The organism is Bacillus sp. FSL H8-0545, from assembly GCF_038006105.1.
GTDB classification, from domain to species: Bacteria; Bacillota; Bacilli; order Bacillales; family Bacillaceae_G; genus Bacillus_A; species Bacillus_A cereus_U.
Map to the genome: position 1 here is coordinate 2727846 of NZ_JBBOUO010000001.1, position 21084 is coordinate 2748929.

Genomic DNA, 21084 nt, shown 5'->3' on the forward strand with positions numbered 1-21084 from the left:
CCTATCTTACAAGAAAAGGAGTGTTGAACATGAATAGCGCAACGAATCAAGCTACCTCTAAAACGCAAACTACACAAGGACAAGGTGAATTAAAACGTGGATTAAAATCTCGTCACCTTACGATGATTTCTCTCGGTGGTACAATCGGTACCGGACTATTTCTTGCCAGTGGTGGTGTTATCCATTCGGCTGGACCTGGCGGTGCACTAGTCGCATACGCTGCAATTGGAATTATGGTTTATTTCTTAATGACAAGCTTAGCAGAACTCGCAGCTTACATGCCTGTTACTGGATCATTTAGTACTTATGCAACAAAATTTGTTGATCCATCACTTGGCTTTGCACTTGGATGGAACTACTGGTATAACTGGGCGATTACGATCGCTGCTGAACTAGCGGCCGTAACATTAATTATGAAATTTTGGTTCCCAGATACCCCTTCTCTTATTTGGAGTGGACTTTGTTTAGCTATTATTTTTCTCTTAAACTATTTATCTGTTAAAGGTTTTGGTGAATCTGAATATTGGTTCGCACTTATTAAAGTAGTTACTATTATTATCTTTTTAATTGTCGGTTTTATGATGATTTTTGGAATTATGGGCGGCGAATCTGTCGGCTTTAAAAACTTCACTGTTGCAGATGCACCATTTAACGGTGGTATCATGGCAATTATCGGTGTATTTATGGCTGCTGGTTTCTCATTCCAAGGAACTGAATTATTAGGAGTAGCTGCTGGTGAAACTGCTGATCCAGAACGCAATATTCCAAAAGCAATTCGTTCTATCTTTTGGCGTATTTTATTATTCTACATTTTAGCAATTCTCGTTATCGGTTTATTAATTCCTTATACGACTGAAAGCCTTGCAGCGAGTGATGTTACAGTAAGTCCATTTACACTTGTATTTGAAAAAGCGGGCGTTGCCTTCGCTGCTTCTGTTATGAACGCTGTTATTTTAACTGCAGTTCTATCTGCTGGTAACTCTGGAATGTATGCATCAACTCGTATGCTTTGGGATTTAGCTCGCCAAGGAAAAGCACCAAAGTTCTTAGGCAAATTAGATAGCCGCGGTGTACCTGTTAACGCATTAATCGCAACATCAGTAGTTGGTAGCGTCGCTTTCATCGCTTCTTTATTCGGTGACGGTGTTGTATACATTTGGTTATTAAATGCTTCTGGGATGTCAGGATTTATTGCTTGGGTAGGGATTGCTATTAGTCATTACCGTTTCCGTAAAGCTTATATTGCACAAGGGAAAGATTTAAAAGATTTACCATATCAAGCGAAATGGTTCCCGTTCGGTCCAATCTTTGCATTTACACTTTGTGTTATCGTTATTTTAGGACAAAACTACGGGGCATTTACGGGAGCATCTATCGATTGGAACGGTGTACTTATTTCTTACATCGGTTTACCACTCTTCTTAGTACTATGGTTAGGTTATAAATTTATTAAGAAAACGAAAGTAATTCCACTTGATAAATGTGAACTGAAATAGAATAAAGTATAGCAAAACGAGCAAACAAATTTGTTTGCTCGTTTTTTCATTACAATTCATCTCCCTTCCCTATTGCCACTGTTTTTGCAATAATAGAGGAAATATAAATAAAGGTTGGGATTACATGAACATTCGTATTACTGATGAAGCAATAGCAGCTATACATAGACTAGAACGTGAAGACAAAAAGATTATTCGCATTAGAGGAACAATGACAAACTCTTGCAGCATTTTCGTTGATGTTGATTTAATTTGGGATACATATAATACGGATGATGTTGTATATGAAGATGAACAGCTTATTGTACAAATGGACTCATTCACAAAAGACTACACTGGTGATACGGTGAAACTTGATTATAAGACGACAGGTTTTAGTATAACGACTCCTAGTGAGACGTTGGTGTATGGGTTGTCGATTAAAAAATAAAAATTGTTTTTATCTGACCAATGAGGTGAAAAAATGGGTAAATACGTTCCATTAAAATTTTTATTCAATAAAGAATTAGCAGAAAAAATGGCTGATTCTATTTGTAAACACGAGCCTAATTTCTCTAAAAAAAACTTTGTAGATTCTGTAACATGTAAAGTTGAAAATTTAGAGTTAAAGCAACGTGTCGAAGTAATAGCAGATGAATTACACAATGCATTACAAAAAGATTTTAATGAAGCAATACATATATTACTGAAAACATTGGGACCAGAAAACACAACAGAAGTAGGCACATTTACAAACGGATACATGTACATGCCTATCGCAAAATACGTTGAAAAATATGGACTTAACGATTTTGACTCCTCATTCCATGCAATGTATGAAATAACAAAAAGGAATACTGCTGAATATGCCATTCGTCCTTATCTTGAAAAATACCATGAAGAAACCTTAGACATATTACAGCAGTGGTTACGTGACGAAAACAGCCACATTAGGAGATTAGTTTCAGAAGGTACTAGACCAAGACTTCCTTGGGCAAAAAAAATAGGAGCTCTGAAAGGTGACTTCAGAAATAATTTAAAGCTTCTTGAGCCATTAATGAATGACCCTTCTAAGTATGTTCAAAAATCTGTAGCCAATCACATTAATGATATTACGAAAGAAAATAACGAACTCGTTCTTCAATGGTTGCAACAATTACTCGATAAACAGCATCCTGTTAACCCTTGGATTATGAAACATGGATTAAGAACGATGATAAAAAATGGCACTTTACCAAAAGATTTTTGTTTTTAAGTATTTTAAACAAAAACGCTTATGCTTCAAAAATGAAGTATAAGCGTTTTTTCTCTTTAAAGCATTATCCCTGCCTTAATATATTTTGAAACATTTCTGGCTTACTTTGTTCAAAGCTCTCTATTAGTTCTTTTCCAAATATCGTTATACTCTTTTCCCAAGGATGACCTAAATAGCCCCACTTAAAATCCTTCTGAATAAAGAAATAATAATCTCCATTTGGAAAAATCGGGATAGTCCACTCATCAAATTCATTTCTTTCAAACTCTAAGTGTGGATTCACCCAATAACATTCATGTTGCCAATCAAGTGCCATTATATATTCATTCAATGCTGTATTTTCTTTAAAAACTTGTACCGCTTTATCTTCCAGATCGTCATATGCATTTAAATCTACCGATTCTCCGAAGTAATGAGATATATCATATGTAACAAAAGGACTTGGCACCTTAAAAGATGGAAATACAGAATCACTTGGCGAAAACTTAAGCTCACTATATATCCTGTCCCCAATTTGGTCGTACTCTTTGTCTGTAAACTCCATCCAATTTTTCATTAAACAACTGCCTTCTCTTATAAGTTCAAAGGATTTCCACTCAATTATCCCGAATATATAAATAATCATTCTCGCAAGGAGCCAATTTATATGAATCTATTCGAACACGAAACGTAAAACCGCTTCATTTTAATAAGAGGTCCTCCCTTTCTCTTTTCTTACTATATCATTCATTAACGAAATAGGAGGATACAATTATGAAACGTGATCCATTATTTTTAACTTTATTAGAACGTGCAAAGACAAACTTTAGCGGCTGGGATTTTTCTTTCATTTCAGAAACTGGCCGAATGAAGAGCGAGCCTTTATCATGGTCATATGGCAGTACTGCTTTCCAACTTATGCTGCGTGCAAAATCTATGCTAGATATGGGTACTGGCGGCGGAGAGTTTTTATCTATGTTACAACCATTCCCGCCAACTATTTATGCTACTGAGGGCTATGCTCCGAATGTCCCAATTGCACGAAAGAAATTAGAACCTTTAGGGGTTACAGTCGTAGAAGTGACCGATGATACTGTTTTACCATTTCAAGATGGTCAGTTTGATTTAATTGTGAATCAACATGAATCCTATTCTGCTTCTGCAGTGAAAAGAATTCTTTCCACCAATGGAACATTTCTTACACAACAAGTCGGTGGTCTTGATTGTGCGGAACTTAATGAGCAGTTTGGCACACCGCTGAATAGCGAATTTTCAAGTTGGTCACTCAAAACGGCATGTAATGAACTAAAGGAGAATGGATTTACTATTTTAGAGGCCAAGGAAGAGTTCCCTCTTCAGCGTTTTTATGATGTCGGTGCTGTTGTCTATTACTTACAAGCAATTCCGTGGCAAATTCCTGATTTTACAGTAGAAAGCTATAACGAGGAATTGTATCGCATACATGAAATCATCTTGCAAAAAGGGTATTTTGATGTGAAGCAACATCGTTTTATTATAAAAGCGAATTATGTAGAGTAAAACTTGAATTAGCATTCCTTGCAAAAAAGCCAAATTCTTTATTGGAATTTGGCTTTTTCTTAGTATTTTAACGCATCTTATCCTATTGAGAAATGAGATGTTTTTCATATCGTTTTTTCGTATCATCTTCTGTCAGAATAGACGTTTTGTAATCAACAATATTCCGGGATACAATCTCATTTATTTTTCTTGGTGTTCCGCATCCCATTCACTTAAATAGGATGCATATTCTAATTCATCTGGATTATCATGTAACATAGAAATAAACTCTAATTTATTTCCATCACAATCCAGAAAGTATACACTTGCAGCTGGCATCCATCTTTGGACAATTGGCTCTTGATTTCCTTTCTCCTGGCTTCCTACCACTTCTATTCCACGATTCTCTAACCACAATTTAGAAGTCTTTAGAAATTCTAAATCTACACCAAAAGCAAAGTGTTTCATCTCAAAATCTTCAATATTTTTTACTTCCCATAGTCCAAGCATTTGCTTTTTACTTTCCCCTACCCAAAAGAAAGCCACTTTTCTTTTGGAGAGTTTTCTTGCTAATGCTAACCCCAACTTATTTTGATAGAAATCTATAGCCTTTTCTAAATCTCTTACATGTAAATGAGTTTCGTATATGTTCCGTATCATTCTGCTTATTCCTTTCTTTATTGGTAACTACGGGTTGAGTAGTTACTATTATTATATCGAAATTGAAATATGATAAATCTAACTGAGGTAGCAAATTCAAATAAAAATTCTACTACCTTTGTAGGAAAAATCTCCATTAAATTCAGATGAAATCATATTTAAATAATGAAAAAACGCTATTCTTTTAGTATGAATATAAAGAAGGGATAGCATTTTTTACTCTTGGGGTAGTTAATATTTTCAAGTTGATGGGTATGGAGTAGCATCAACGCCATTCCACATTCCCATTGTTGGCTTTTTGTTTCTATTTAAAAGGAGTATGATATTGTGTACTTATACATATCATCATACCCCTTTCTATTTCCTAACCGTTAACTTACTATAAAAGTGTTAATTATCATCCTCTTTATAGGAGCACCTGCGGATTAAAAGTTACTTCTAATTCATTGAATGTTTTTTGAGGAAAATAAATAAAAATACTAAACTAGTCTAGTATTTTCATTTTTGAAAAAGGATAATATATAAATTCCACCTTGCCAATAACGTTATCTTCTTCAATATAACCTAAACCATTCCGACTATCCTTACTATGTTCACGGTTGTCTCCCATTACAAATAACTTATTTGGCGGAATCTTTGTCTTTTGAAAGTTGTAAAACACTTGTGTATTGTTATATAAATCTTTATTTATATAAGGTTCCTCTTGCTTTTTGTCATTTACGTATACAGTTCCATTCGTTATGTTAATTACGTCACCAGGAAGTCCTATTACGCGTTTCACATAATATTTCGACTCATCTTCTTCCTTAATAATGACGATTTCTCCGTGCTGTAAGCTAGAAAAATGTACAGCGGCTTTATTTACAAATACGTAGTCTTCTTCCTGTAAAGTTGGCTGCATTGATTTTCCTTCCACTTTACATAAAGTGAACGACTGGTACGTTACTACTAGGACAAATATAAATAGTATGTACTTTCCCCAACCTCTCTTAATCTTCTCTTTCATATCCATTCCCACCTTATCAAAACACTTTTTAACTCAAAAATATATCACTGCACCTGTTCATTTGCGCAGTGATATACTACAATTTGAATTTTTTTACTGTGCCTTATTCGGCTATTGTGTTACTGGGACTGGACTTACACCCGATCTCTGCGTTTTCAAATCAAAATATGCATCCAAAATTTCTTTACCAATTGCAGAATTAATACCTGATTTATCATTATTCACCCATGGCACAACAACAGAAAAAGCGACTTCCGGATCAGCATCATATGGCGCATACCCGGCGAGAGTTAAATTATAACATTTTTTTCGATAGTTGTTTTCATCTCTGCCAATATCACTTTCTCCACCGTACACTGTTTCTGCTGTTCCTGTTTTTCCAGCCGGTTTATAAGGTAATCCTTTAAAAGTTCCAGCACCTGTCCCATCAGTCTCCTGGAAAACTCTTCTAAATCCTTCTTTCACATGATTTATATATGACAGATCCATATCCACTCGGTTTAACACGACTGGTTCCATCGAGTGAATAACTTTTCCGACTTCCTCTGGTCTATTTGGTTGCTCTCTAATTTCTTGTACAATTTGTGGTTTCATTCGGTAACCACCATTTGCAATCGTTGACATATATTGCGCAAGTTGCAGCGGCGTATATGTATCATATTGCCCAATCGCATAATCAAGTAAAAAACCAGGTATATTATCGGTTCTACCCATTTGACCAATCGATTCATTTGGAAGGTCAATACCAGTTGGCACTCCTAGACCAAATTGTCTAAAATAATAGCGCATTTTATTAAACGCTTCTTGTTTAATATCTAGCGGATTGTTTGGTACATAATCAATCCCCGCAATCTTTAACGCCGTATTAAACATGTAGACATTGGATGAAACTTGCAATGCTCTTAAATCATCAATATCTCCAAAGTCTTTCCACGATTTCTTCGGCTTCGAACTTCCTTTAAAGAACATTGGTGCATCAAAAAAATGCGTATATGGCTTAATCGCTCCTGTTTGATATCCAGTTAACAACGTAGCTCCTTTTACCGTCGATCCTAACTCATAAGAGCTTATCATCGTTCCTAAAGCGTAGTCTTCTATTTGCATCCCGCCGTCTTTATTTACAATTTTCTTTCCTGCTAATGATAGAATTTGACCATTTTTCGGATTCATCATAACGACGAATGCACGATCCATCATCGGTTCAGAAGAATGAAATGCCCTTAAATTCCTTTCAAGACTTTCCTCCACTTTCTTCTGCAAATCCATATCAACTGTTAACATTAAATTATCTCCACTTTTTCCTTTTGTCACTTTTTCAGTCCGAATAATATTTCCAGCTTTATCAGTAATATTTTTAGACTGTTCTTTCGTTCCATGTAACATATCTTCGTATTGTTTTTCGATGTAACTCTTACCAATACGATCATTTCTGTTATAATCTCGTACTAAATAATAGTCTAATTGCTCCCTTGGTAATCCCTCATTCTCAGTAGAAACACTACCAAGTACAGAACGTAGTATTTTATCATTTGGATATTCTCGCTCCCAATCCACAGTCGTATCTACGCCTGGCAAGATCGATAATCTTTCACTCACTACTGCATATTCATTTTGACTTACATCTTTTTTGACGATTTGTGGCGTCATTTTATATCCCGCATTCATTTTGCTTTTAATTGCTAGTACTTCTATATCCTCTTTCGAAAGCTCGTTTAATTCTTCTTGTGTAATTCTTTCTCGTCTCAACTCTTCTACTTTCTTATCTAAGTCTTTCCCTTCTATTTCCTGCTTCCTAAATTTACTCTCATCTTCTTTCGTTACTTTTGTTGCTGCGCGTTTTTCATTTAACTGCATCCAAAAGTCTTTTTTATCTGTCTCTGTTAACTTGTCCATATCTTCTTGCGGCATTTCAATGAGCTTTGCTAAATTTCTTGCCACTATTAAAACCTCTTTTGAGTCCACTCCTTTCATCTTCGTATATGTAACAGTTCGTAACGGTTTATTATTTACAATAACTTTCCCTTCCCGATCAAACATCTTCCCTCTCGGAACTGGAGTACTCACCGTTACATCTTCCTTTTTATTCACTTCATTTCGATACGTTTCTCCGTCAATGATTTGTACTTTACCTAATTGAATAATAATAGCTGAAAATAAAAGAAACACGATAAAAAATAGTACATTTAACCGAAACGGAATATGAGTCTTTTTCTTTTCCGACTGCTTCTGCTTCTCCTTTTTCTGTCTCATTTTGCTCCCTCGCTTCATTCTATTAACATTTCTCTACATAAAACATACGTTCACTACAGTGCAATCAAATACATCATTATGTATCAAATTTAATTTTATGATATATATAGAATTTTATATTAATTACAAAAGAAATAAAAGATTTAATTTTCAGTTTTTGTATTTTATATCCTATTTATTACCATTCCCCTTAATACGCAATAACATGAATATAATTCATACAAAGAAACTGAGGTGGACATCATCCACCTCAGTTTCTTTACGAAAACAAAAACTTATTTAATCGAAGATAACCCTTTGGCAAATTCACCAATCTTATTTTGAAAAATAAAATCAAAATTGTATTCTTGTCCCGTTAATTCTTCATTTACTAAAATTGTTGTTGCGCCTACTTCCCTCTTTGCGATTTCTGGGAATGACGCGACAGGCTGTACTTTGAGTGACGTCCCCATTACAAGAAGTACATCTGTTTCATATAAACGTTTGATCGCATTTTGATACTGAGGTAACGTATCTCCGTATAAAACAACATCTGGATTTAGTATGAAATTACACTTCTCACAACGCGGCACTTCATGATCAATCATATATTGTAAATCATATCCCGTTTTACACTTTGGACAATGCGCTGTTTGCAGTGTTCCGTGTAAATCAATTACATGTTTACTACCACCTACTTGATGTAAACCATCAATATTTTGCGTTAAAATCGTTATGTCTTTCCCTTGTTCTTCTAGTTCCGCTAAAAAGCGATGCCCACGATTTGGTTTATATTGATGAAACGTATTAATTTGAAAGATTTCTTTATAATGCTTCCAAAACTCTTTCGGACTTCGGTTATAATATCCTCTTGATAAGTACATCTCTACCTTCGCATCAGCATACAATCCATTTGATGAACGAAAATCTGGTATACCGCTTTCCGTACTTGCGCCAGCGCCTGTTAACACTGTAATTTTCTTCGCTTTTTCTAAAATTGAACGTACTTCTTCAAATTGCTGCACAAAAATCACCTCTATGTATATTCCTATACTTATTATACCAGTTGTTTACAGTAGGTGTTGTACAATTCGGTTTACTTACTACGTTGCATTATCTAAACCCAAACCAATTTAATGGTGTAAGAAAGTTATCTTGGGATCAACCATCCTACACTATCACTTCTCATATTGCAAAGGATGGTAGAGAGTTTTATTCATCCGCAAAAAAATAGAAGGTTAACCGTTCTAGAATGCTTAAGATTAATGAGTGTTCCAGATACATACGTTATTCCGCCTCATATACCATTAAGTCAACAATATACACTTGTTGGTAATAGCCGTAGCATTCTTAGTAGCTAAAGCACTCTCACAATCAATTTTGGATTGTTTAGAGGTAGATTCAGTGAAAGGTGTGTCTAATGAGCAAATGACGATTTTTCAATTCATTTAGAAAGTAGCCAGAAGGCTGCTTTTCTTCATCGATGGGCTTAGATAGTTATGGACTACTGGGAGCCTCTTAAGTTATACTTGTATAATATAAAAAATTAATAAGGGGTAATATTAACATTATGAAAGAAAAAAACGAACTTGTTCAAAGTATTCCTCAAACAGGATTTTTTGGGCATCCAAAAGGATTATTCTCTTTATTCTTCACTGAGTTTTGGGAAAGGTTTTCTCATTACGGAATGAGAGCTATTTTACTGTATTATATGTACTATTCGGTCGCAAAAGGTGGATTAGGAATTGATCAATCTACCGCAACCTCGATAATGGCAATTTACGGTTCCTTACTGTTCATGTCTAGTATTATCGGTGGATGGATATCGGATCGTTTATTTGGTCCAAGTAAAACCGTATTCTTTGGTGGCGTTTTAATTATGATTGGCCATCTTATTTTAGCTTTACCGGGTAGTAAAAGTGCGTTATTTATCTCTATGGTCTTCTTAGTTCTAGGAACAGGGTTGTTAAAGCCTAACATATCGAACATCGTAGGAAGTTTATACAGTGAAACAGATGCGCGTCGTGACTCAGGGTTCAGTATATTCTACATGGGTATTAACTTAGGTGCCTTACTTGCACCTTTAGTTGTCGGAACATTAGGTCAGCAATATAATTTCCACCTTGGTTTTGGAGTTGCGGCAATTGGTATGGCAATTGGGTTAGGGGTATTTGTTGGAACAAAACAGAAAAACCTTGGTCTAGTCGGTACACAAGTACCTAATCCATTATCAGATTCGGAAAGAAAAAAGACTATCAAGTATTTCAGTGTTGGTCTGGTTGTATTAGCATTGCTAGGTGTGGTTACAATTCCAACTGGGTTGTTAACTATAAATCGTTTTACATTCTTGATTAGTATCTTAGGGATTGTTATTCCAGCCTATTATTTCATTTATATGTATCGTAGTCCTAAAACAACAAAAGTAGAGCAATCTCGTCTTCTTGCGTATATACCACTCTTTATTGCAGCTACAATATTTTGGTCTATACAAGAACAAGGTGCTATTATCTTAGCGACATACGCGGATCAACGAACTCAATTACAGTTCAATGGAATTACATTGCATTCCGCTTGGTTCCAATCATTAAGTCCAATCTTTATCGTAACGCTTGCCCCGATTTTTGCATGGGTTTGGATAAAGTTAGGCAAGAAGCAGCCTTCAACGGCAAAAAAATTCGCTATTGGATTGCTATTTGCAGGTTTCTCATTCTTAGTTATGATTATTCCGGCTTTAATCAACGGTACTCACTCTTTAGTGAATCCTATGTGGTTAGTCCTTAGCTTCTTTTTAATTGTAATTGGAGAAGTTTGTTTATCTCCTTCAGGGTTATCAATAACGACGAAGCTGGCTCCAGCTGCTTTCTCTTCGCAAACCATGAGCTTATGGTTCTTATCAACTGCGTCTGCGCAAGCAATAAATGCCCAAGTTGTTAAACTGTATAATCCTGCAACAGAAGCAATTTACTTTGGTGTTATTGGTGCTATCTCCATTTTAGTTAGCATCCTGCTGTTTGCATTATCATCAAAAATCCAAAATTTCATGAAGGGACTTCAATAACGGTCTCTTATTGAAATGAACAAATACAAGTTTCTATGTGAAGAGTAGCCAAACGGGTTACTCTTTTTTTGTATAACCATAGCAACCTCCACACAAACGCAATATAATGTGATATTTCTAGGAAAACAAAACATAATGCAACTTGGTAAGAGAGCTGACAAATAGGTAAATTGCTCTCCAATTCTTACATAAGTAATATCCATTACGTATTTTTGATTTTGTTTTTCTGCTTGAAACTCTCGGTTCAAATGGTTTTTAAATACCACAGATGTTTTTCTTCCATAAAACGGACGTTTTTTTCTGATGATAGATTGAACGCCCAGCTCTCTCATCAGACGGCAAACACGTTTATGATTCATTATCATTCCTTCCCGCGTAGATTTGGATTGCGCTTTTTTAAATACTCAACCTGCGCCTTCAAATAAGTATTTTCTTCTTCAAGACTATTAAAATTCTTTCAATTCCAAACACCACGTTGATCCTCAAATGACTCCCCTTGTTGAGCTCGTTTTACCCACTCTACAATTTGAGCATCACTCTTCACACCAAGTTGTTCACGAATTTCTCGTAATGATTTTCCTTCTTCTAATCGAAGACGAACTACTTCTCGCTTTAGTTCTTCTGTATATTTTTGAAATGATTGTCCTTTTTTTGCCATAAAAAAATCCCCTCCAGATAAACCAGTATTGAGTCCATCATGCCAGATGGACTCTTTTTTTACTGTCTACCTATAGGGGATAATACCAATGCCTCTCTTTTATATTTGGAATTCTGCTTGTTGTTCTTCCGTAATAGTCTCATATCCGTCAGGGTTAACTGTATTACTAAAGATTAACTTAGCTGATGTAATCTCCTCAGGCTTCCCTTTAATAATAAGACCTACACTTCCCTCTTTTTTTACTTTACCATAAAATTTACTATCATTATCTTCTCTTTCCCAAATGAAATCATTTCCAATTGCATCCAGCTGTTCACCATTGTTCAGAACAACTTTTTGAAGACCATAGAAATCTACATTTTGATCACTAGTGTTTTCTACACTGTACTGAATTTGTATGTAATTTAGATCCTCAGGCAACTTGTTCCCGCCTGTATATTGAAGTAAAAATTCTGTCATAGACTTATTAACTTTATTAAGCTTAATAATCTTCATATCTTTTACAGTATATTTAATAGGTGCAATATCTACAGTTTGGTTAACTTCTTTAATTTTCATTAATTCGGCTTCATTACCATCTGATTTGGCTTTCTGTCCTACTTTAGATAAGTTTACAGTACCTTTCTCCTCTTTTTCGGACTTGTTAGAAACATCTTTTTGCTCAGCAGAAGTTGCTTTTTCCTTATCCTCTGTGGATGCTTTTTCATTTCCACAACCTGTAAGAATGCTTCCAGTCAGCATGATGCTGCCTAATAAAATTGAAATTTGTTTTTTCATAATGTACCCTCCATGGTGTTTCTCATACTTAATTTTCCCTTGAAAACTTTACCATGGAATATTATATTATGTAAATAGTTACATCAAATTAAAAAGAAATCCAATTTTCGGATTTCTTTTCCTTTATTACCAGTTATTCTATTATTTTTGCAAACATTTTTTAAACTTGCTATTTAGCTACTTTATCATCTTGAAGTTGCTTTTTTATTTCATTTTATATTTCTAATAAATCCTTATCGAATAACAAAATATTAAAATTAGATTTAACCTTCTATACGCGTGACACATAATATTACTCCGAAGAATAGAATTTTACCCATTGCCCTCACCTTAACTATCTCTCCAAAACTTTGTGAAATCATCTATGGAATATGATTGTATCCCAATTTATTCTTCTATTTAATGCGTCGCACCGCCGCACGCTACAATATCTACTTCCACTTCCGTCGTTACCTCGATTGCTAATTCTATCCCTTTACTAATAGTAGAAAGTGACATACTCGGTTGACCTGGATAGTTAGTAGCTTGTTCTGGTAAGAACGGAATATGAACAAATCCACCTTTTATTTTCTTATCATGTTTCTCTAGTTCGTGCATAAGACCATAAAATAAATGATTACAAACGAATGTACCTGCCGTTTGTGAAACAGATGACGGTATACCTTCTTCGCGAAGTTTTTTCACGATTGCTTTCATCGGAAGTGTGGACCAATATGCAGCAGGTCCTTCTTCTACAACCGGTACATCTACTGGCTTGTTCCCTTCATTATCAGCAATTCTTGCATCATCAACATTAATTGCTATTCGCTCTATCGTAACATCTGGTCTGCCCCCAGCTTGTCCAATACATATAATAATGTCAGGCGACAACTCTTCTATATACGCTTTTAATACTTGTATCGATTTATGAAATACCGTTGGAACTTGTTTACTTATAATCTTGTATTCTCCAATTGTTTTTTCATGTAAACTTTTTGCGACTTCCCAAGCTGGGTTGATGCTTTCTCCTCCAAACGGATCAAATCCTGTTAATAATACTGTTTTCATAGTTTCACTCTCCTAATTAGAAACGATATACAAGGCCGTACATGATAAACATATTGATAATGAAAATGGAAAGAGCAATTGGTACTTGCGCCTTAATAACAGCATTCTTATCTTTCAATTCTAAAAGCATCGCTGGAACAATATTAAAGTTTGCCGCCATTGGCGTAATAAGCGTTCCGCAATATCCAGCAAACATACCGAGTGCTGCCATAATTGCTGGGTTCCCGCCGTGCATTTGAACAATTAAAGGCAAGCCAATTCCGCCAGTAATAACCGCAAACGCAGCGAAAGCATTTCCCATTACAACTGTGAATAGCATCATTCCTAAACAGTACGCCATAACAGCAACGAATGGATACTCTGTTGGTAACACTTGTCCGACTAAATCAGAAACGACCTGGCCAACGCCAGATTTTGCGAAAATACCGCCAAGCGCTGCTAACATTTGTGGTAAAATAACAGCCCAGCCGACAGCCTGTAGTAATCTGCTTCCTTCTTGAACAGGCGTTGTTATTCTCGCTTTTGTAATACGCATCGCTGCAACGAATGCGAGTAATGCACCTAACGCTAATGCAACTAACGTTACTTTATCAGGATCAACAAGAGAGACATTTCCCCATTTGATTTTCCCTAATGTCAGTGTACCGATAATTGTAAAAATAGGTATTAACAGTGCAGGCATAAAAATTTTATTCTTTAATTTCTCAGCATGTTTCACACGTTCTTGCACTGGTACTTCTTTCTCCTCGGATTTTGTTACTTTATTTAATGAAGCTAACACGACCATAGCGAGTACGATACAGCCAACGTAAAACGAAGGTATTACATTTCCAAATAAAAATGTAACTGCAAACAATGCCCAAAATAAGCTAGAACCGAATCGGTTTGGATGTTCACGATCAAATGCAATACGAACAGCGATAAATGCAACGATTATTCCTAATACATAATAAATTGTATCCATTGTTATGATGTTCATCTTATATAGCCTCCTTCTCTTGTTTTTCTTCTGCCTTCATTGTTTTCTCTATATACTTATCAAACCTTCTAAACCTAATCCAGCTCACAATTAGTGCGGATATCGCAGTTGGAATACCCCAAAGCGCCATATCCCATACACCGACATGCATACCTACTGAATCGAAGAATCCCTTCATTAATAAAATGGCACCAGTTGCGATAAAAATATCTTCTCCGAAAAACCAAGCTGTATTTTCCGCAGCTGCTGCGTTTGCTTTAATCTTTTCTCTCAATTTTTCAGGTAGTTTACCATATTTACCTTGTGCAGCTCCTTCTGCCATTGGCGCAACTAGCGGTCTCACTGTTTGCGCATGACCACCGATATTAAGTCCAAGTGCTGCTGATGATTCTCTTATCGTAAAATATGACATTAATACTCTTCCAGTTGTTGCTCCTTTTGATTTCGTTATAAGTGCTTCTGCTCTTTCTTTTAAACCGTAACGCTCTAAAATTCCGATTACCGGTAAAGTTAATATGATTGGCATAGACATATATCTGTTTTCTATGAAAAATTTACCGAACATGCTGATCACATCATAAAAGCTTAAACCAGAAACCATACCAGTAACAATACCCGCAACCATTACTACTAACAGTGTATTTAGTCTAAATAAAAACCCAACTGCAACAAGTAGTATCCCAATTAATTTAATCATTTCCAGCACTTCCCCTCATTTATTATTTCGGTGCACTTATAGAAACACCATTAAGTTCGAATGTTCTGTATATTTTTTCCGCAAATTGTACTGCTTTCTCTCCGTCCCCGTGTAAACATATCGTTTGCGCCTGAACTGCTACTTTCTCCCCATTAACCGATTCTACATACCCTTCCTTCACCATTTGAAGTACTTGTTTTATTGCTTCATCTTCATTTTTTATAAGAGCATTTTCTTCTGTACGGCTCGTTAAAGTTCCATCCTGCTTATACGTACGATCAGCAAAAGCTTCTTGTACGAGAGTTATATTATATTTTTCTGTTGCCCTTATAAACGCCTCACTATTCGCTAATCCGTAAAGTAATAATCCAGGGTTAATATGATAAATTGCTTTTGCGATTGCATCCGCAATTTCCGAATCAGTTGCCGCCATATTATATAACGCACCGTGCGGTTTTACATGTTGCATTTTCCCTCCGGCAGCTCTAACAAATCCTTCTAATGCGCCAATTTGATATAAAACATAATCGTACACTTCACTTGCTGAAACATGCATATTCCTTCTTCCAAATCCAATTAAATCAGGAAATCCAGGATGCGCTCCTATTGCTACGTTATGCTGCAGAGCTTTTTCAACCGTTTGCCTCATAACGGCCGGATCACCCGCATGAAAACCACAAGCAACATTTATAGAGGAAACGAACGGAAGAATTTCATCATCATTCCCCATTTTATAAGCTCCAAAACTTTCTCCTAAATCACAGTTTAAATCAATTGTAGTCACGATGTTTTCCTCCTAATCTCAGCTTCGTAAAGCGATGAATTTCTTTAATAGACTCATACTTATTTCCTGTTCTATATATAAGTGTGCAGCTTCTTCCATAGTTATTTTTTCAAAAGTTACATAGTCTCCTGGTTTCAGCTGCGCTAGAAGAGGTAAATCTACTGAAACTACATTTCCAATTCTCGGATAACCACCTGTCGTTTGTCTATCCGCCATTAATATAATAGGCTGTCCACCATTCGGTACTTGAATTGTTCCGAATGTAACTGGGCTCGATAAAATTTCTATCTCTTCAACTCTATTTAAAACATCTCCGTCAAGCCTATATCCCATGCGATCAGCATAATTGGATACTTTATACTCTTTCGAAAAAAACGACTTTATACTTTCTTCTGTAAATTGATCATATTCAAAGTCTGTTATGACGCGAAGAATAGGCTGCTTCTTATATTTTGGTAAAGTATTGTTACAAATTGCCCACTTCGTTTTTATACGCTCTTCTTCTTGTAAATTTCGAATGAAACGACTCCCAACTTCTGCCCCTGTACCAATTTGAAAATAATCTCCTTTTTTCAGCATTCTCCCTTCAATACCGCCAAGAGCAGCACGTATGTAAGTACTTTTACTTCCCATCGTACGATCAATATTTATACCACCCGCAAAAGTCACATACGCCCTGCAACCGCTTTTCGCTTTTCCGAGACAAAGCATGCTTCCTTCTTCAGCTAATACGGGACGCCATAATGGAATGCGTTCTCCATTTAACAACGGTTCCATATCTGCTCCACCAATCGCGAGCAAAGTCGTTTTCTTGATTAACAATTTAGGTCCCATTATTGTAATTTCGAGTCCAGCCTCATTCTCCTCATTACCTACTAACATATTAATCATCCTGAGCGCATTTTTATCCATAGCCCCGCCAACAGGTACACCGTATTGTTGATAATGAGATCGTCCTAAATCTTGGACTGTTGTAAACATTCCTGCATGCAAAACCTCTACATCCATTCTTTAGCCCCCTCAAGCGATACGTACTCTTCCTTTGTTATTGGTATAAATCGTAAATACATACCACTTTGAATATATGTTGGTGTTTCTTCTTTTGGATTAAATAGAGAAATAGGTGTTCGGCCGATAATATTCCAGCCTCCTGGTGTTTCAAGCGGATAAATACCTGTTTGATTTCCGCCAATACCTACTGAACCAGGAGCAATTTGTAACCGCGGCGTTTCTTTTCTAGGTGTTTCTAGTTCTTTCGGTAATCCGCCTAAATATGGGAACCCAGGTGTAAAACCTAACATATACACGAAATATGTTGTTTCACTATGTATTCGAATAACATCCTCTACTTGTAATCCTTGATAATATGCAACCTCTTCTAAATCAGGTCCATATTCTCCCCCGTAACACACCGGTATAGAAATATGTTTCACATCTCGGTTCACTTCTTCTTTATAAGAATCACACAGCTCCTGTATATACTGGCAAACGTGATCATATGGCCTTTCACTTCTCTCGTTTTGCTTCCATACTTCGTACAAATTGTAGTACACCGCTAATGAAGTAAACGACGGAACGCATTCAACCATTCCTGCAAACGGATGCCGCCTCAGCGCTTGAAATAATCGTTGTACTTTTTCGTATATATCCATCCCAATTTCTTCACCAAATGTAACAATAATTGCTTGATCCCCTAACGCAGAAAATTTCATCCCACTCCCTCTTTCTATGCCCAAAAGCCGAGTTCTTTCGAAATGCGGTATGCTGTTTCTTTCACTTTCGCAGTAAAATATGAAATGTTACTTTCGCTATACTCAATTGCTAATCCCGAAATACTAATGCCAGCTACAACCGTTCCATCACTTGCAAAAATTGGTGCTGCTATAGCCGCTGTATGATTTTCTAATTCAGAGTAGCTAATTGTGTACCCTTCTTTTTTCGCCATATGTAATACTTCTAACAAATGCTCCTTATTCACGATCGTTCCATCCGCAAACTGCTTTAAATCTGTTTCCTCTACGTACTTTCTTTTCTCTTCCTCTGAAAAATACGATAGTAAAATTCTAGGACATGCACCAGCATATAGCGGAGCCCTTCTTCCAACCGCCGTATAAACACGTACCGGCTGAACTCCTTCCATCTTCTCAACATAAATTGCATCATTACCATCTTGAATAATTAAATTTACTGCTTGCCCTAAACTATCTCTAAGCTCTTTCATATAAGGTATCGCAATATTTCTTACGGATAACCTTTGTGAAACAAGTTGACCAAATCGTAAAAAAACGACTCCGAGACGATACTTTCCCTTTTCTGTTTTTTGTAAAAAGTCCATTTCTTCTAACGAGCCAATTAAACGATAAACAGATGTTTTCGGCATATTCGTAAGCTGAACCATCTCTGTTAAACTTAGCTCCTCATGCTCATAAAACAACTCTAAAATATCCATTGTCTTAACTGCCGTTTTATTTATACTCATCCTATCTCCTTTTCGTTCCGAATTTCGGAACTTAAATTCCGTTTTTCGAAACAAACCTATAATTTAAAATTATAAAATATTCTTTCAATTCTATCAATATATTTTTCACAAACAAAAAAGTATGGAAGAATATTTCTCCCATACTTTTGCTTTACTTTATAACGCTCTCACTTGTTTCAATGGCCAGAAAACAGCTTGTCCTTTTCCGACAATTTCATCTTCTGAAATAAACCCAAACATACGACCGTCTTTAGATACTTCACGATTATCTCCTAAAACAAACACTTGGCCTTCTGGCACTTTCGTTTTCCCTGTGATTTGTTCTAACGTAAAATCAGGAGTTAATACACGACCTGCTGCCTTTTCTTTAAATTCTTTTAAATACGGTTCTTCCATCGCTTTTCCGTTTACATATAAAACATCATCTTTATACTCAACTGTATCACCTGGTAAACCAATTACTCGTTTTACTAAATCGTACCCTTCTTTTCCGTGGAAGACGATAACGTCAAAACGGTCTAACCCGCTTATACTATAACCAATCTTATTAACGAGAACTCGCTCATTATTTTCTAAAGTTGGCATCATCGACTCACCTTGTACTAATGACGGCGTAAATAGCACCCCACGAACGATAAAGGCAATCGCAAGGGTAATACCTATCGTTTTAATCCATGAGATCAATTCTTTCTTCGTATTTGTCTTCATCGTCTCTCCTCTTTCTTAAATACTTACTTTATTATTTCAACTAACTCTTGTACTAACTTTAGGTCAATTTCAGAAAAACATGACTTACCTTCTCTAACCGCTGTACCTACATGCGCCTGCGTAATTCCAGTTTCATCTAGCAATTTTTTTACATTCTCTTTCGTTACTCCGCTTCCGACAACAAGCTGTATATTCCCTTCACTTTCCTTTTGCATCCCTGTAAGCACCGGAATATTATCTACTACATTTCCTTGTCCGCCTGAAGTTAACACGTGAGTAACTTTATTGAATTTCTTCAAAGCTTTCATCGCTTCTACTGGATTTTCAGTATCATCTATCGCACGGTGATACGTGACATTTATTCCATCTACAACAGATAATAAATCTGCTAATTTCTCTTCATCAACTTCATTTTGTTCGCTTAATACACCTAATACAACACCAGCAGCCCCAAGATTTTGAGCAACTACAATATCTTCTTTCATCATTTCAATTTCTTCTTCCGTATATGTGAAAGACTTTGCATGCGGACGAATCATAACATGAACTGGTATTTCCACTGTTTCTACTGCTTTTTTTATAAAAGCATAACTCGGTGTTAAACCACCTTCTGTATACGATGAAATGAGTTCAATTCGATTTCCACCAGCCTTTTCAATTCGCTTCACATCTTCTAAACAAGTTGCAATAACCTCTAGCATGAGATAACCTCTTTTCGTACTTTTTTCTTATTATACAGTAGGTGAAATAAGAAAAATAGCATTCCACTATAAAACTACAAAAAGAAGAATGAAAAGAAAGATTTATCAATTTTATAATAAATGGAATATATGTTATGTTTTTCTAGTTATTATACATTCTTATATTCTTATAAAGGGAGAAAAATATATGATTCTTACAAAAAAGCGGTTCGTTATCTCTAGTTCATTTATTCTCATCGCATCACTTTGCACGATTACTTTATTAACAAAGCAAAATACAAAACTAGATTCCTCATCTTCAAGTATAGAAAAAGAAACTATTACAGAATTTATGATGCGGGAAAGCCCACGCAAGACTTTAGTCCGTCTTTAGACGTGGGATGAAAGCATCGTTTTTGCATAGCAAAACATGGTATACTTTATTTATAGTCATGCAAAAGACTCTAAAACGACTGTTCTCTGAAAACAGAATACATATGAGGTTGGGGTAGCAAATTCTTCTACTCCGTAAAATGTATTAAGTCGTCATGCAAAAGACGTAAAAACATTTGAGAACCAACAATCTGTACGGTATGGTCACAGTACCGTAGCCCACGAACCTATATGGTCTGTTGTGGGAGTGGTGATGGCACACCGCAATCTTGCACGTCAGCGATACCAGAAATGGACTTCGCCTTTGGTAGCAAGAATCCCACTGACGTTAGTCAGCTTGCCCCTTTAGGGGTGGGAGTGTCAATTATTCAATTAAATTCAAAGAAGATCGTTTAGTCAAACACACGTTACAGCCAAATGAAAGTAAATCCTTTACTTTACGTTCACTCATCGCCAATCCTTTACCAGGTGATTATTCGTTATTTGCACATAATCAAGACGGTTCTGAAGGTAGTATGAATCTTGAAGTACAACCACAATAGAACAAATTAAAAAGGCTATCCTCTTATCAAAAGGATAGCCTTTTTAATTTGTAAAACGAGAATTCCCTATTCTTTGAACAATGACATAATACATGGAATTATATCAACGATTTTTCAAATATATCTATCACAACTCTAAATATATCAACGATTCAACATA

General features: G+C 35.9%; 21 protein-coding genes and 3 pseudogenes. 7 read left to right on the top strand and 17 right to left on the bottom strand.

Annotation, left to right across the window (positions count from 1 at the left end; genetic code table 11):
- Positions 1–29 precede the first annotated feature (29 nt).
- The 3 genes from MHI07_RS14255 (at position 30) to MHI07_RS14265 (ending at position 2730) form a co-directional block, all read left to right on the top strand.
- Positions 30–1496: an amino acid permease gene (locus tag MHI07_RS14255; protein ID WP_340824567.1), complete on the top strand. Its 1467-nt coding sequence runs from the start codon at positions 30–32 to the stop codon at positions 1494–1496.
- A gap of 124 nt (positions 1497–1620) precedes the next feature.
- Positions 1621–1926 (top strand): iron-sulfur cluster biosynthesis family protein, encoded by a 306-nt coding sequence (locus MHI07_RS14260; protein ID WP_002161275.1) that lies wholly within the window; start codon positions 1621–1623, stop codon positions 1924–1926.
- A gap of 33 nt (positions 1927–1959) precedes the next feature.
- Positions 1960–2730: a DNA alkylation repair protein gene (locus tag MHI07_RS14265; protein WP_340824570.1), complete on the top strand. Its 771-nt coding sequence runs from the start codon at positions 1960–1962 to the stop codon at positions 2728–2730.
- Positions 2731–2794: 64 nt separating this feature from the next.
- Here MHI07_RS14265 and MHI07_RS14270 read toward each other — a convergent pair whose 3' ends face one another.
- Positions 2795–3286 carry a DUF2716 domain-containing protein gene (locus MHI07_RS14270; RefSeq protein WP_340824572.1) on the bottom strand — a complete coding sequence of 164 codons (492 nt, stop codon included), beginning with the start codon at positions 3284–3286 and terminating at the stop codon, positions 2795–2797.
- Between the two features lie 197 nt (positions 3287–3483).
- On the opposite strand from MHI07_RS14270, the gene MHI07_RS14275 reads away from it, so the two are divergent.
- Entirely contained in the window at positions 3484–4248 is a 765-nt protein-coding gene (locus MHI07_RS14275; RefSeq protein ID WP_340824574.1) for a class I SAM-dependent methyltransferase, read from the top strand.
- A gap of 180 nt (positions 4249–4428) precedes the next feature.
- On the opposite strand, the gene MHI07_RS14280 is transcribed toward MHI07_RS14275, so the two are convergent.
- The 5 genes and pseudogenes from MHI07_RS14280 to MHI07_RS14300 all read right to left on the bottom strand — a co-directional run bounded on the left by MHI07_RS14280 (position 4429) and on the right by MHI07_RS14300 (position 9147).
- Positions 4429–4887 carry a VOC family protein gene (locus MHI07_RS14280; protein ID WP_340824576.1) on the bottom strand — a complete coding sequence of 153 codons (459 nt, stop codon included), beginning with the start codon at positions 4885–4887 and terminating at the stop codon, positions 4429–4431.
- Between the two features lie 252 nt (positions 4888–5139).
- Positions 5140–5228: pseudogene (locus MHI07_RS14285) on the bottom strand (NUDIX hydrolase); the annotation flags it as partial.
- A 143-nt stretch (positions 5229–5371) separates the two neighbouring features.
- On the bottom strand, positions 5372–5893 hold the full coding sequence (lepB, locus tag MHI07_RS14290) for a signal peptidase I (protein WP_002110612.1): 522 nt from the start codon (positions 5891–5893) through the stop codon (positions 5372–5374).
- Positions 5894–6004: 111 nt separating this feature from the next.
- Complete coding sequence (locus MHI07_RS14295) at positions 6005–8161, bottom strand: peptidoglycan D,D-transpeptidase FtsI family protein (RefSeq protein WP_340824579.1); 2157 nt, start codon at positions 8159–8161, stop codon at positions 6005–6007.
- Positions 8162–8418: 257 nt separating this feature from the next.
- Positions 8419–9147, bottom strand: coding sequence for an NAD-dependent protein deacylase (locus MHI07_RS14300; RefSeq protein WP_002161269.1), 729 nt, complete (start codon positions 9145–9147; stop codon positions 8419–8421).
- Positions 9148–9387: 240 nt separating this feature from the next.
- Between MHI07_RS14300 and MHI07_RS14305 the strand changes: the two genes are divergently transcribed.
- Together MHI07_RS14305 and MHI07_RS14310 are read left to right on the top strand one after the other, a co-directional pair.
- Positions 9388–9483: a hypothetical protein gene (locus MHI07_RS14305; RefSeq protein WP_340824583.1), complete on the top strand. Its 96-nt coding sequence runs from the start codon at positions 9388–9390 to the stop codon at positions 9481–9483.
- A 209-nt stretch (positions 9484–9692) separates the two neighbouring features.
- Entirely contained in the window at positions 9693–11180 is a 1488-nt protein-coding gene (locus tag MHI07_RS14310) for a peptide MFS transporter (RefSeq protein WP_002161268.1), read from the top strand.
- A gap of 146 nt (positions 11181–11326) precedes the next feature.
- Here the strand turns inward: MHI07_RS14310 and MHI07_RS14315 are convergent.
- The 11 genes and pseudogenes from MHI07_RS14315 to MHI07_RS14365 form a co-directional block, all read right to left on the bottom strand.
- Positions 11327–11838: pseudogene (locus MHI07_RS14315) on the bottom strand (transposase); the annotation flags it as partial.
- Positions 11839–11937: 99 nt separating this feature from the next.
- Positions 11938–12615 carry a hypothetical protein gene (locus MHI07_RS14320; RefSeq protein WP_002161265.1) on the bottom strand — a complete coding sequence of 226 codons (678 nt, stop codon included), beginning with the start codon at positions 12613–12615 and terminating at the stop codon, positions 11938–11940.
- 399 nt (positions 12616–13014) lie between these two features.
- Positions 13015–13662: a pyroglutamyl-peptidase I gene (gene pcp / locus MHI07_RS14325; protein WP_070146698.1), complete on the bottom strand. Its 648-nt coding sequence runs from the start codon at positions 13660–13662 to the stop codon at positions 13015–13017.
- A 16-nt stretch (positions 13663–13678) separates the two neighbouring features.
- Complete coding sequence (locus tag MHI07_RS14330; protein WP_340824586.1) at positions 13679–14641, bottom strand: DUF979 domain-containing protein; 963 nt, start codon at positions 14639–14641, stop codon at positions 13679–13681.
- A 1-nt stretch (position 14642) separates the two neighbouring features.
- Positions 14643–15338, bottom strand: a complete 696-nt coding sequence (locus MHI07_RS14335; protein ID WP_000593391.1) for a DUF969 domain-containing protein — start codon at positions 15336–15338, stop codon at positions 14643–14645.
- Between the two features lie 22 nt (positions 15339–15360).
- Positions 15361–16122 carry a 5-oxoprolinase subunit PxpA gene (gene pxpA, locus MHI07_RS14340; RefSeq protein ID WP_002161263.1) on the bottom strand — a complete coding sequence of 254 codons (762 nt, stop codon included), beginning with the start codon at positions 16120–16122 and terminating at the stop codon, positions 15361–15363.
- A gap of 18 nt (positions 16123–16140) precedes the next feature.
- Positions 16141–17130 (bottom strand): 5-oxoprolinase subunit C family protein, encoded by a 990-nt coding sequence (locus MHI07_RS14345; RefSeq protein WP_002161262.1) that lies wholly within the window; start codon positions 17128–17130, stop codon positions 16141–16143.
- Positions 17121–17834, bottom strand: coding sequence for a 5-oxoprolinase subunit PxpB (gene pxpB, locus MHI07_RS14350; RefSeq protein ID WP_002127997.1), 714 nt, complete (start codon positions 17832–17834; stop codon positions 17121–17123). Before pxpB ends, MHI07_RS14345 begins: the two co-directional genes overlap by 10 nt.
- Before the next feature lie 14 nt (positions 17835–17848).
- Positions 17849–18601 (bottom strand): IclR family transcriptional regulator, encoded by a 753-nt coding sequence (locus tag MHI07_RS14355; protein WP_002161261.1) that lies wholly within the window; start codon positions 18599–18601, stop codon positions 17849–17851.
- Between the two features lie 156 nt (positions 18602–18757).
- Entirely contained in the window at positions 18758–19309 is a 552-nt protein-coding gene (gene lepB / locus MHI07_RS14360; protein ID WP_002110627.1) for a signal peptidase I, read from the bottom strand.
- 23 nt (positions 19310–19332) lie between these two features.
- Complete coding sequence (locus MHI07_RS14365) at positions 19333–20010, bottom strand: copper homeostasis protein CutC (RefSeq protein ID WP_340824597.1); 678 nt, start codon at positions 20008–20010, stop codon at positions 19333–19335.
- Between the two features lie 88 nt (positions 20011–20098).
- Here MHI07_RS14365 and MHI07_RS14370 point away from each other — a divergent pair.
- A pseudogene (locus MHI07_RS14370) lies at positions 20099–20335 on the top strand (hypothetical protein); the annotation flags it as partial.
- Positions 20336–21084 lie beyond the last annotated feature (749 nt).

Coding starts and splice junctions, on each gene's coding strand:
- MHI07_RS14265 (WP_340824570.1), top strand. CDS start 1,960: ATGGGTAAATACGTTCCATTAAAATTTTTATTCAATAAAGAATTAGCA.
- MHI07_RS14320 (WP_002161265.1), bottom strand. CDS start 12,615: ATGAAAAAACAAATTTCAATTTTATTAGGCAGCATCATGCTGACTGGA.
- pxpB (WP_002127997.1), bottom strand. CDS start 17,834: ATGAAATTTTCTGCGTTAGGGGATCAAGCAATTATTGTTACATTTGGT.
- MHI07_RS14310 (WP_002161268.1), top strand. CDS start 9,693: ATGAAAGAAAAAAACGAACTTGTTCAAAGTATTCCTCAAACAGGATTT.
- MHI07_RS14345 (WP_002161262.1), bottom strand. CDS start 17,130: ATGGATGTAGAGGTTTTGCATGCAGGAATGTTTACAACAGTCCAAGAT.
- MHI07_RS14330 (WP_340824586.1), bottom strand. CDS start 14,641: ATGAACATCATAACAATGGATACAATTTATTATGTATTAGGAATAATC.
- MHI07_RS14275 (WP_340824574.1), top strand. CDS start 3,484: ATGAAACGTGATCCATTATTTTTAACTTTATTAGAACGTGCAAAGACA.
- MHI07_RS14280 (WP_340824576.1), bottom strand. CDS start 4,887: ATGATACGGAACATATACGAAACTCATTTACATGTAAGAGATTTAGAA.
- MHI07_RS14365 (WP_340824597.1), bottom strand. CDS start 20,010: ATGCTAGAGGTTATTGCAACTTGTTTAGAAGATGTGAAGCGAATTGAA.
- lepB (WP_002110612.1), bottom strand. CDS start 5,893: ATGAAAGAGAAGATTAAGAGAGGTTGGGGAAAGTACATACTATTTATA.
- MHI07_RS14335 (WP_000593391.1), bottom strand. CDS start 15,338: ATGATTAAATTAATTGGGATACTACTTGTTGCAGTTGGGTTTTTATTT.
- MHI07_RS14305 (WP_340824583.1), top strand. CDS start 9,388: ATGAGTGTTCCAGATACATACGTTATTCCGCCTCATATACCATTAAGT.
- MHI07_RS14355 (WP_002161261.1), bottom strand. CDS start 18,601: ATGAGTATAAATAAAACGGCAGTTAAGACAATGGATATTTTAGAGTTG.
- MHI07_RS14255 (WP_340824567.1), top strand. CDS start 30: ATGAATAGCGCAACGAATCAAGCTACCTCTAAAACGCAAACTACACAA.
- MHI07_RS14260 (WP_002161275.1), top strand. CDS start 1,621: ATGAACATTCGTATTACTGATGAAGCAATAGCAGCTATACATAGACTA.
- pcp (WP_070146698.1), bottom strand. CDS start 13,662: ATGAAAACAGTATTATTAACAGGATTTGATCCGTTTGGAGGAGAAAGC.
- MHI07_RS14270 (WP_340824572.1), bottom strand. CDS start 3,286: ATGAAAAATTGGATGGAGTTTACAGACAAAGAGTACGACCAAATTGGG.
- MHI07_RS14295 (WP_340824579.1), bottom strand. CDS start 8,161: ATGAAGCGAGGGAGCAAAATGAGACAGAAAAAGGAGAAGCAGAAGCAG.
- lepB (WP_002110627.1), bottom strand. CDS start 19,309: ATGAAGACAAATACGAAGAAAGAATTGATCTCATGGATTAAAACGATA.